Origin of the sequence: Enterobacter sp. DC4, from assembly GCF_000568095.1 — a bacterium.
In the GTDB taxonomy this organism is placed as follows: domain Bacteria; phylum Pseudomonadota; class Gammaproteobacteria; order Enterobacterales; family Enterobacteriaceae; genus Enterobacter; species Enterobacter pseudoroggenkampii.
On record NZ_AZUB01000006.1, the window covers coordinates 119445 to 130722 of the forward strand.

Here is an 11278-nt window from a genome sequence, read left to right on the forward strand (position 1 = left end):
TCAGGGATCACGGGTAGGAGCCACCTTATGAGTCAGAATACGCTGAAAGTTCATGATTTAAATGAAGACGCGGAATTTGATGAGAACGGAGTAGAGGCTTTTGACGAAAAAGCCTTAGTAGAAGAGGAACCCAGTGATAACGATTTGGCTGAAGAAGAGCTGTTATCGCAGGGTGCCACACAGCGTGTACTGGACGCGACTCAGCTTTACCTTGGGGAGATTGGTTACTCCCCACTGCTAACGGCCGAAGAAGAAGTCTATTTCGCACGTCGTGCTTTGCGTGGTGATGTGGCCTCGCGTCGTCGCATGATTGAAAGTAACCTGCGACTGGTCGTGAAAATTGCCCGCCGTTACGGCAATCGTGGTCTGGCTCTGCTGGATCTGATTGAAGAGGGCAACCTGGGTCTCATCCGCGCAGTTGAGAAGTTTGACCCGGAACGCGGGTTCCGTTTCTCAACCTACGCGACCTGGTGGATTCGTCAGACCATCGAACGGGCTATTATGAACCAGACCCGTACGATCCGCCTGCCGATTCACATCGTCAAAGAGTTGAACGTTTATCTGCGCACCGCGCGCGAGTTGTCCCATAAACTGGACCACGAGCCAAGCGCAGAAGAAATTGCCGAACAACTCGATAAACCGGTTGATGACGTAAGCCGTATGCTGCGTCTCAACGAGCGCATTACCTCCGTTGACACCCCGCTGGGTGGCGACTCCGAAAAAGCGCTGCTGGACATCCTGGCCGATGAAAAAGACAACGGCCCGGAAGACACCACGCAGGACGATGACATGAAGCAGAGCATCGTCAAATGGCTGTTCGAACTGAACGCCAAACAGCGTGAAGTGCTGGCACGTCGTTTCGGTTTACTGGGGTATGAAGCTGCGACACTGGAAGACGTCGGCCGCGAAATTGGCTTGACCCGTGAACGTGTTCGTCAGATTCAGGTTGAAGGTCTGCGCCGCCTGCGTGAAATCCTGCAGGGGCAAGGTCTGAATATCGAAGCGCTGTTCCGCGAATAAGCAACCTTTCGTCAAAAAAGGCCCGTCGTGAGACGGGCCTTTTTCTTTTGTGTTACGGTTGCGTCGCCGTCTCGTGCAGCAGACGCCACACTATCCGATCGCCTTCCTGATTGAGCACCGCGGTTGACCAGCGCACGTTAACGGGCTGGTCCGGCCGGGTTTGCGTCTCCCGGTAATGGAGTACCGCGCCGTGAGGCCACGCCTGGCGCGTTGTTAATTCATCAATGACGATCTTCAGTCCGGGACGGCTTCCGCGCTGTTTTTCCAGAAAGCTGACAAGGCCGTCATAGTCGATATGAACGCCGCCCGGCGGGATCATCAGAAAATCGGGACGAAAACGGGCGTGCAGGGCGTCGGAATCACCTTCACCTTTACCTAACCAGTCTTCAAGCGCAATGTGGAGGTCGATAATGTCGTGTTCGAAAGGCGTCATGAATTCTCCTGTCGCAGCTGGGTGAGCACCTGCGAATTGTTAAGACGAAAAACATACAGTACAGGCAGCAAGGTCATGCCTGCGGCAAAAATAAACATCCCGTGCCAGGCGGCGAGCGGTGGCAGCCACGCCTGAGCCAGGTTCAGCACTTGGGCAAGCAGCAGGGCACCGGCAAAAAAGCTCAGCTGACGATTGAGATTCCACAGCGCGCTGGCATCGGGCATCTCTTCCCGTCGCGTTGTCAGAAACGCGCTGCTCTGAGCCGTACTGCTGCACAGGCTTCCTCCCGCGCCCATCAGGGTAAACGCAACGGCAGGCAGCAGCGTAGCCGAACTGATGTTAATCAAAAGCAGGATCCCCGTGGCCTGCAACAGGCAGCCGATGACGATCAGCGGCCGGGGGCCGATACGGTTAAAATAACGTCCCGTTGCCGTGATGGCGATAAACGATGCCACGGACCACGGCAGCATGAGCATCCCCGTTGTGGCTGGGCTCATGTTCGCCATGTGCTGAAGATAAAACATGCCCGTGACGCTCACCCCAATAAATACGCCAGGAACGCATAAATAGACAAGCATGGAAAAACGTAAAAGCGGGTCCGCGAGCAAGGGCAGGTTTAGCAGTCTGGCCGCTTTCATCGTGGGTTTTTCGTGTTTAAGCCACAGGCACGCCAGAGCAAAGGTCACGATAGCGACCGGTAGCGTAGCGAAAAAGATCCATCGCCAGCCCAGCGTCTGCACCAGCACACCGCCGACAGCCGGGGAGCAGGCCGGGGCAAGCAGCGCGACCAGCATCACCGCCGAGGAGAGTCTGGCACGCTCGTGAGGCTTATACTGTTGCCAGGTCAGCGCCTGTCCAACGGGGATCAGTAAGCCTCCTCCCACGCCCTGGATCACTCGCCAGGCGATCAGACTTTCAAGCGTTGCAGACAGGCCCGCCGCTGCGGAGGCTGCGCTGAACAGAAAAAGCGAGAGCAGGATGACGCGCTTGGGCCCGATGCGGCGCGTGAGCACGCTGCTAAACGGGATCACCAGCGTCAGGCCGGCAATGTACCCGTTACTAACCCAGGTAAGGGCCGAAGGCGTGGCGTTAAAGGCGTGAGCCATTGCCGGGAACGCGACGCTGGCAATGAACATGTTGATCAAATCAAGAAAAAAGCCCAGCAGATAAACAACGGCGACTTTGCTGCGATACGTCATGGTGGATCCTCCAGTGAGGTGGCGTATCGTATCGATCCGGGAAGCACGGATAAACCTGACAAAGCGCGATATACTGTCAAAAATATTTTGACAGTAAAGGGCGTGATGATGATTAACCTGCAGCGGACGCAGATGTTTGTCGCGGTGGCCGACACCGGCAGTTTTACGGCGGCCGCCGAGGCGATGGGGCTGACAAAAGCGGTCGTTAGCTTCAATATTCGCCAGCTTGAAGATGAGCTGGGCGTTACGCTGCTGCTGCGCTCCACCCGTCGACTGACGTTAACCGAGGCGGGCGCGCTTTTTCATCAGCGCAGCGTGGCGCTTCTGAAGGACGCCGAACGGCTGCAGGAAGATGTCCGCGCGAACCATGCGGGGCTTACTGGCGAACTGCGGATCACCACTACGCCCGAGTATGGCTCACAGGTGGTGGTGCCGCTGCTGGCCAGGTTTAGCCAGCAGCACCCGGATCTTCGCGTACGACATGCTTCGTCGTCCCTGCACGCCGACCTTATCTCGGAGCGCTTTGACGTGGCCATCCGGCTGGGAACGCTTGCCGATTCGCGCAACCACGCCGCGCTGATTTCGCACTTTTCTATTCTCCCTGTGGCGACGCCCGGGTGGCTCGTTAACCATCCGATAGAAACGCTTGCGCAGCTGGCGCAAGCCGACTGGATCATCCACGAGCGCCTGGCCTCGCCGCTGCGCTGGCAGGTGAGAGATGCCAGCGGTGCGCCTGAAATACTGGAGATAAAACAAGCGCCGCGCCTGTTTGCCGACAGTGCTCAGGCCCTTATGGCTTTTGCGCTCGCAGGCGGTGGGGTGGCGTTACTGCCGGAATGGCTGGTACGCGGTGCGCTTGATGCTGGAAAACTGGCCCCGGTATTACCGGAATATACCTTTGCGCGGCAGGGTATCTATGCGGTGTATCCTGATGCCCGGCATGTGTCAGCGAAAGTGCGCACCTTTATCGATTTTATGCGCACCAGCGTGAATTAATCGTGCATCATCTTTTTGATGAGCGCCGAGAACTGCTCCCGTTCGGCCTTGCTTAGACGGCCTAAAAAGGCCTCATCAACTTCATTGCCTACCGGCTTACAGTCTGCAAGCAGGGCTTCCCCTTCTGGCGTCAGGAAGACAAAGCGACGGCGCTTATCCGCAGGGTCGTGCTCGCGTTTGACCAGACCACGCGCCTCCATGCGGCTGAGCATCTCCGCCAGGGTCGCTTTCGTGCTGACCGCGACTTCAGTCAATGCCACCTGTTCAATGCCCGGATGCTCGGCAATGGAACGCATCACCGCATACTGTGGCTTGGTCAGTTCCGGCAAGGCATGTTGCCACTGCGCGGTATGCTGTTGAAAAAGCTGACGTAACAGGTGGAACGCCTCTTGTCTTAGTTCCATGAACACTCCGACGGAAAAAATCTCCCCCTATGATAGCCGCTATTGCTCTCAATTTTAACGCGGCATTTTTTAGCCATTCGTGTGATCGTATGCGAACGATCTTGTCAGAAAAACAATCCTGGAGTAGCTTATTTATAATGTTCGTGTACGAACAAATTGTTGAGGTGATGAATGAGATTGATAGTAGGAATGACGGGAGCAACGGGCGCGCCGCTGGGTGTGGCTTTATTGCAGGCACTGCGTGACATGCCGGAGGTGGAAACCCATCTGGTGATGTCTAAGTGGGCAAAAACCACCATTGAGCTGGAAACGCCTTACACCGCGCAGGACGTCGCTGCGCTGGCTGACGTTGTCCACAGCCCGGCTGACCAGGCCGCCACTATCTCTTCCGGCTCGTTTCGCACCGACGGCATGATCGTCATTCCCTGCAGCATGAAAACGCTGGCGGGTATCCGCGCGGGCTACGCCGAAGGGCTGGTGGGACGTGCGGCGGATGTGGTGTTGAAAGAGGGTCGCAAGCTGGTGCTGGTTCCCCGTGAAACGCCGCTCAGCACCATTCATCTTGAGAACATGCTTGCGCTCTCCCGCATGGGCGTGGCGATGGTGCCGCCTATGCCTGCGTATTACAACCACCCTCAGACCGCAGATGACATTACCCAGCATATTGTGACCCGCGTGCTCGACCAGTTCGGTCTGGAGCATAAAAAGGCGCGACGCTGGAACGGGCTGCGGGAGGCGAAACATTTTTCACAGGAGAATAAAGATGGCATTTGATGATTTGAGAAGCTTCCTCCAGGCGCTCGATGAGCAAGGGCAACTGCTGAAAATTGAGGAAGAGGTAAACGCCGAGCCCGATCTGGCAGCGGCAGCCAACGCGACCGGCCGCATTGGCGACGGCGCGCCCGCGCTGTGGTTCGACAACATTCGTGGCTTTACCGATGCCCGCGTGGTGATGAACACCATCGGCTCCTGGCAGAACCACGCCATTTCGATGGGGCTGCCGGCGAACACGCCGGTAAAAAAACAGATCGACGAGTTTATCCGCCGCTGGGATAAATTCCCCGTCACACCGGAGCGCCGCGCTAACCCGGCCTGGGCGCAGAATACGGTGGACGGTGAAGACATCAACCTGTTCGATATTCTGCCGCTGTTCCGTCTGAACGACGGTGACGGGGGCTTTTATCTCGATAAAGCGTGTGTCGTCTCGCGCGATCCGCTTGACCCGGATCACTTTGGCAAGCAAAACGTCGGGATCTACCGCATGGAAGTGAAGGGCAAGCGCAAGCTCGGCCTGCAGCCGGTACCGATGCACGATATCGCTCTGCATCTGCACAAAGCGGAAGAGCGCGGCGAAGACCTGCCGATTGCGATTACCCTCGGCAACGACCCGATCATCACCCTGATGGGCGCCACGCCGCTGAAATACGATCAGTCCGAGTATGAAATGGCCGGTGCGCTGCGTGAAAGCCCGTATCCTATTGCCACCGCACCGCTGACCGGCTTCGACGTGCCGTGGGGTTCTGAAGTGATCCTGGAAGGGGTGATTGAGGGCCGCAAGCGTGAAATCGAAGGGCCTTTCGGCGAGTTTACCGGGCACTACTCCGGTGGCCGTAACATGACAGTTGTCCGTATCGACAAAGTCTCTTACCGCACCAAACCGATTTTCGAATCCCTTTACCTTGGCATGCCGTGGACCGAGATCGATTATCTGATGGGACCGGCTACCTGCGTGCCGCTCTACCAGCAGCTGAAAGCAGAATTCCCGGAAGTGCAGGCGGTTAACGCGATGTACACCCACGGTCTGCTGGCGATTATCTCCACCAAAAAACGTTACGGCGGTTTTGCCCGTGCGGTCGGTTTACGTGCAATGACCACGCCGCACGGTCTGGGCTACGTGAAGATGGTGATCGTGGTGGATGAGGATGTCGATCCGTTCAACCTCCCGCAGGTGATGTGGGCGCTGTCATCGAAGGTCAACCCGGCAGGCGATCTGGTGCAGCTGCCGAACATGTCGGTGCTGGAACTGGATCCTGGATCCAGCCCGGCGGGCATTACCGACAAACTGATTATCGATGCCACCACGCCTGTCGCGCCGGATACCCGGGGCCACTATAGCCAGCCGGTACAGGATCTGCCTGAAACCAAAGCCTGGGCTGAAAAACTGACCGCGATGCTGGCAGCACGCCAATAAGGAGGAAAAGATGATTTGTCCACGTTGTGCCGATGAGCATATTGAAGTGATGGCTACGTCGCCGGTGAAAGGGGTCTGGACCGTTTACCAGTGCCAGCATTGTTTGTATACCTGGCGCGACACTGAACCGTTGCGTCGTACCAGCCGTGAGCATTATCCGGAAGCGTTCCGCATGACGCAGAAGGATATTGATGAGGCACCGCAGGTGCCGACGATCCCGCCGCTGCTGTAAAAAAAGCCCGGTGGCGCTGCGCTTACCGGGCGATAATATTGTGCGGTCTTTTGCCCGGTGGCGCTGCGCTTACCGGGCCTACGGGTTTGTAGGTCGGGTAAGGCGAAGCCGCCACCCGACAAAACAGACCGCAGAGAACTAAACCAGACTCTTCAACCGATAAATCCACTCCAGCGCCTGACGCGGCGTCAGTGAATCCGGATCGAGGTTTTCCAGCGCTTCCACGGCAGGCGATGTCTCTTCCGCCGGTACCAGCAGCGACATCTGCGTACCATCAATCTGCGTCGCCGCCGCATTCGGTGACAGGCTTTCCAGTTCACGCAGTTTCTGACGCGCGCGCTTGATCACCTCTTTCGGTACACCTGCCAGCGCCGCGACGGCCAGGCCATAGCTCTTGCTTGCCGCGCCATCCTGCACCGTGTGCATGAAGGCTATGGTATCACCGTGCTCCAGCGCATCCAGATGAACGTTCGCAACCCCTTCCATTTTCTCCGGCAGCTGCGTCAGCTCGAAGTAGTGGGTGGCGAACAGCGTCATGGCCTTGATTTTGTTCGCGAGGCTTTCCGCACAGGCCCATGCCAGTGACAAACCGTCATAGGTTGACGTTCCGCGTCCGACTTCGTCCATCAGCACCAGGCTGTGCTCCGTCGCGTTATGCAGAATGTTTGCCGTTTCGGTCATCTCGACCATGAAGGTAGAGCGACCGCTCGCCAGATCGTCCGCAGCCCCGACGCGGGTAAAGATACGGTCGATGGGGCCAATCTCCACGTTTTGCGCCGGAACGTAGCTGCCGATATAGGCAAGCAGGGCAATCAGCGCCGTCTGACGCATATAGGTACTCTTACCGCCCATGTTCGGACCGGTAATGATCAGCATTCTTCTCTGCGGTGACAGGCTCAGCGGGTTGGCGATGAACGGTTCATTCAGCACCTGCTCTACTACCGGATGACGACCTTCAGTGATACGAATGCCAGGTTTCTCGGTAAAGGTCGGGCAGGTGTAGTTCAGCGTTTCCGCGCGTTCTGCCAGGTTCACCAGCACGTCCAGTTCCGCCAGCGCGCTGGCGCTCAGCTGTAGGTCGGCCAGGTGCGGCATCAGCATGTCAAACAGCTCGTCATAAAGCTGTTTTTCCAGCGCCAGCGCTTTACCTTTCGAGGTGAGGACTTTGTCTTCGTACTCTTTCAGTTCAGGAATGATGTAGCGTTCGGCGTTTTTCAACGTCTGGCGGCGCACGTAGTGAATCGGCGCCAGATGGCTCTGCCCGCGGCTGATCTGAATATAGTAACCGTGAACCGCGTTATAACCCACTTTCAGGGTGTCGAGCCCAAGACGTTCGCGCTCGCGGATTTCCAGCTTGTCGAGGTAGTCCGTCGCACCGTCGGCCAGCGCGCGCCATTCGTCCAGTTCCTCGTTGTAGCCAGGGGCAATCACGCCGCCATCACGCACCAGTACCGGAGGCGCATCGATAATGGCGCGCTCCAGCAGCTCGCGGAGTTCGGTAAATTCTCCCATGGTTTCGCGGAGTTTCTGTACCGGCGCGCTGTCAACGTCGCTCAGCTGCGCACGGAGTTCCGGCAGCTGCTGGAAAGCATGACGCATCCGCGCGAGGTCGCGTGGTCGTGCCGTGCGCAGTGCCAGACGAGCAAGGATACGCTCCAGATCGCCCACCTGGCGCAGGACCGGCTGCAGCTCGGTATAGCGATCCTGCAGGGCGGCAATCGTCTGCTGACGGCAAACCAGCGTAGCGGTATCGCGAATCGGCATATGCAGCCAGCGTTTCAGCATGCGGCTGCCCATTGGCGTTACCGTACTGTCGAGGACCGACGCGAGCGTGTTTTCTACGCCACCCGCCAGGTTCTGCGTGATCTCCAGATTACGGCGCGTGGCGGCATCCATGATGATGCTGTCCTGCTGGCGCTCCATGGTGATAGAGCGGATATGCGGCAGGGAGGTGCGCTGGGTATCTTTCACGTATTGCAGGAGACACCCTGCCGCACACAGCCCGCGCGGGGCATTTTCAACGCCAAAGCCAATCAGATCGCGGGTGCCAAACTGCAGATTCAGCTGCTGGCGCGCGGTATCAATTTCGAATTCCCACAACGGACGACGACGCAACCCACGACGACCTTCAATCAGCGCCATTTCGGCGAAATCTTCGGCATAGAGCAATTCTGCCGGGTTGGTTCGCTGCAGTTCGGCTGCCATCGTTTCACGGTCAGCCGGTTCACTCAGACGAAAACGTCCGGAGCTGATATCCAGCGTCGCGTAGCCAAAGCCTTTACCGTCCTGCCACAGCGCTGCCAGCAGGTTATCCTGGCGCTCCTGAAGCAGGGCTTCATCACTGATGGTACCTGGCGTGACGATGCGCACGACTTTGCGTTCCACCGGGCCTTTTGAGGTCGCCGGATCGCCGATCTGTTCGCAGATGGCGACGGACTCACCCTGATTCACCAGTTTCGCCAGGTAGTTTTCTACCGCGTGGTGCGGGATACCTGCCATCGGGATGGGTTCACCTGCCGATGCGCCACGTTTGGTCAACGAAATGTCGAGCAGCTGCGATGCACGCTTAGCATCGTCATAAAACAGCTCGTAAAAATCACCCATACGGTAAAACAGCAGGATTTCCGGATGCTGTGCCTTCAGCTTCAGATACTGCTGCATCATCGGCGTATGTGCGTCGAAATTGTCGATTGTGCTCATGGAGTTATGATGTCCATTTCTTTGAATATAAACCGTTTTGATCGGCTCAGTGGCCGTTTGTTCCTTCTATTGTCGCATGAAAAAAAGGTCCGGCGCAGAAAAATGTCGTGGCTTTACGAGCCGTCTTCCGACATTAATTCAATGACAATTTTTCCATGCTCCACGTCCACTCTGACTCTGGAATGGGTTGTAAATCCCGCCTTTTCAAGCCAGTCACCTTTTAAGCTCAGCGCCGCATGTACGCTGTAGCGCTTTGGTATCTTGGTATTGCGGTCTTCATGGCGCTTTCTAAAATATCCCACTCTTAAATGGCGATAGGGTTTGCTGATAGCGAGCTCTTGCATAGGGTCTCCAGACAACACGGACAAAGGTTATTTCTGATACCTGTATAAAATACCAGTGATTATCGGTCGGTGCAGGGTTAAAACTGGAATCAGGCTTCAGGAAACGAAATGCAACCGCTGAAATACAGTGCTTAAAAGTGTATTATTAATGCACTTTATTATTCGGTAGGCCGTTATGTCCGGTAAACGCATCTCACGAGAAAAAGAGACCATCGCGAAAATGATCGCGTTGTATGAAAAGCAGTGTCCGCAGGCATCTCAGGAGGAAGGGCATTATCAGGCGCTCAACGCGTATGCCGATAAGCGCCTGGATAAGTGCGTTTTTGGTGAGGACAAGCCTGCCTGCAAGCAGTGTCCGGTACACTGCTACCAGCCTGCCAGACGTGAAGAGATGAAGCAGGTCATGCGCTGGGCAGGTCCGCGTATGTTATGGCGTCATCCTATCCTGACCGTTCGTCATCTGATTGATGATCGTCGTCCCGTACCGGAACTGCCGGAGAAGTACCGTCCGAAAAAGTGATCGGTTCAGCGTCTCAGCGGACGGCAAATCACGTTCAGGGCCAGCGCGCTGCAGAGTGGGAAAAGGGCCAGCAGCAGCCAGGGATACATTGCCTGCGTTGAGGGCACCAGCGCGCGATCCAACAGGCTGCCAAACACCAGGTTTCCTGCCAGTACCGCAATGCCGCCGGCGGTGGCGAGTGCCCCGTAGTGCGCGCCAAGCGTGGACTCCTCCGCAAACCGAGGGATCAGATCTTTCGCCGATGGCACCAGCAGCATCTGTCCCAGCGTCAACAGCGTCACCAGGCAGACGGAAGGCAGTAAGCGTAGCCAGCCTTCCGGCGGCGTCATCGGGGCAAACATCGCCACGCTCGCGAAGGCGGCTGAAAGCAGCAAAAAGCCTACCGGCAGGAGCCTCACCGCGCCCACGCGCCGGGCGAAACGCGCCAGCGGCAGCTGTAATGCAACGATCAGCAACGAGGCCAGCATAAAAAGCGGGCCGAGATCTTTCTCGTTACCGCCGGAACGCTGGATCTCTACCGGCAGCGCCAGATAGAGCTGGTTATAGCTCAAAAGCCACGAGCTGTAGGCAATGATAAAGGCGACAAAGCGCGGCTGGCGGAACGTCGTCCACCAGGGAACGAGCTTCAGCGTCCGAGAGGCGTGGCGTGACGCGGGCAGGCAAAAGTAGAGCACCACCAGCGCAACGATAAAGACCCCTGCGCCCGCCAGCGCCACCTGGCGAAAGCCCAGGCCGGTGAGCAGGGCGCCGGCAACCGGGCCCAGTACCGCACCGAGTTCCCCGCAGACCGCAAAGAGCGCGAACCACTCCGCCCGGCTTCGTTTACCTTTCGCCTCGCTGTGCGTGCCCGCTTTCGCCAGCAATGCCTCAATAGACGGAGAAAACAGCGCGCCGCCCACGCCTGTCAGGCACGCGCCCAGAATAATCGGCCACAGCGAGCCTCCGAACGCCAGCAGCAAATACCCCGCAACGCGAATCATGCACCCGCTCAGGATAACAACTTTCGCACCAAACCTGTCCGAGAGCGCACCACCGACGATAAACATCCCCTGCTGAGAGAACGTGCGCAGGCCGAGGATCAGCCCGATCAGCCCGCCGGAGAGCAGCATATCGTCGCGCAGGAATATCGCCAGGAAGGGGACAACGGCGTAAAAGCCAATGTTAAAAACAAACTGGCTACCCAGTAAGACGGGCGGCCAGAGCGTGGTGGCGGGGCGAAGGGGCATCGTTCTTCACTCG

General features: G+C 57.4%; 12 protein-coding genes. 6 read left to right on the plus strand and 6 right to left on the minus strand.

The features are described from left to right. The first annotated feature begins 27 nt into the window (after positions 1-27). Entirely contained in the window at positions 28-1020 is a 993-nt protein-coding gene (rpoS, locus tag P349_RS06815) for an RNA polymerase sigma factor RpoS (RefSeq protein ID WP_008499600.1), read from the plus strand. A 52-nt stretch (positions 1021-1072) separates the two neighbouring features. Here rpoS and P349_RS06810 read toward each other — a convergent pair whose 3' ends face one another. Continuing rightward, positions 1073-1453, minus strand: a complete 381-nt coding sequence (locus tag P349_RS06810) for a DUF4440 domain-containing protein (protein WP_024909252.1) — start codon at positions 1451-1453, stop codon at positions 1073-1075. Continuing rightward, positions 1450-2652: an MFS transporter gene (locus P349_RS06805; RefSeq protein WP_032648073.1), complete on the minus strand. Its 1203-nt coding sequence runs from the start codon at positions 2650-2652 to the stop codon at positions 1450-1452. Before P349_RS06805 ends, P349_RS06810 begins: the two co-directional genes overlap by 4 nt. A gap of 108 nt (positions 2653-2760) precedes the next feature. Here P349_RS06805 and P349_RS06800 point away from each other — a divergent pair, with 108 nt between their 5' ends. Further along, complete coding sequence (locus P349_RS06800; RefSeq protein WP_032648071.1) at positions 2761-3648, plus strand: LysR family transcriptional regulator; 888 nt, start codon at positions 2761-2763, stop codon at positions 3646-3648. On the opposite strand, the gene P349_RS06795 is transcribed toward P349_RS06800, so the two are convergent. Next, entirely contained in the window at positions 3645-4052 is a 408-nt protein-coding gene (locus tag P349_RS06795) for a MarR family winged helix-turn-helix transcriptional regulator (RefSeq protein ID WP_024909249.1), read from the minus strand. The two genes, P349_RS06800 and P349_RS06795, sit on opposite strands and share 4 nt — an antisense overlap. A 171-nt stretch (positions 4053-4223) precedes the next feature. On the opposite strand from P349_RS06795, the gene P349_RS06790 reads away from it, so the two are divergent. The 3 genes from P349_RS06790 to P349_RS06780 are packed head-to-tail and all read left to right on the plus strand — an operon-like array spanning position 4224 to position 6475. Then, a complete protein-coding gene (locus P349_RS06790) occupies positions 4224-4826 on the plus strand; it encodes a non-oxidative hydroxyarylic acid decarboxylases subunit B (RefSeq protein WP_024909248.1) in 603 nt (200 codons plus the stop codon). Then, entirely contained in the window at positions 4816-6243 is a 1428-nt protein-coding gene (locus P349_RS06785) for a non-oxidative hydroxyarylic acid decarboxylases subunit C (RefSeq protein ID WP_024909247.1), read from the plus strand. The genes P349_RS06790 and P349_RS06785 overlap by 11 nt, the downstream gene beginning before the upstream one ends. 10 nt (positions 6244-6253) lie before the next feature. Continuing rightward, positions 6254-6475 (plus strand): non-oxidative hydroxyarylic acid decarboxylases subunit D, encoded by a 222-nt coding sequence (locus tag P349_RS06780; protein ID WP_003862116.1) that lies wholly within the window; start codon positions 6254-6256, stop codon positions 6473-6475. Positions 6476-6613: 138 nt separating this feature from the next. On the opposite strand, the gene mutS is transcribed toward P349_RS06780, so the two are convergent. Both mutS and P349_RS06770 read right to left on the minus strand, forming a co-directional pair. Beyond that, on the minus strand, positions 6614-9175 hold the full coding sequence (gene mutS, locus P349_RS06775) for a DNA mismatch repair protein MutS (protein WP_032648069.1): 2562 nt from the start codon (positions 9173-9175) through the stop codon (positions 6614-6616). A gap of 113 nt (positions 9176-9288) precedes the next feature. Further along, positions 9289-9519: a SymE family type I addiction module toxin gene (locus tag P349_RS06770; RefSeq protein WP_032648067.1), complete on the minus strand. Its 231-nt coding sequence runs from the start codon at positions 9517-9519 to the stop codon at positions 9289-9291. Between the two features lie 175 nt (positions 9520-9694). Here P349_RS06770 and P349_RS06765 point away from each other — a divergent pair, with 175 nt between their 5' ends. Next, positions 9695-10039, plus strand: coding sequence for a nitrous oxide-stimulated promoter family protein (locus P349_RS06765; RefSeq protein WP_024909244.1), 345 nt, complete (start codon positions 9695-9697; stop codon positions 10037-10039). Positions 10040-10044: 5 nt separating this feature from the next. Here the strand turns inward: P349_RS06765 and P349_RS06760 are convergent, their stop codons facing one another. Continuing rightward, positions 10045-11265, minus strand: coding sequence for an MDR family MFS transporter (locus P349_RS06760; protein WP_032648066.1), 1221 nt, complete (start codon positions 11263-11265; stop codon positions 10045-10047). Positions 11266-11278: the final 13 nt, after the last annotated feature.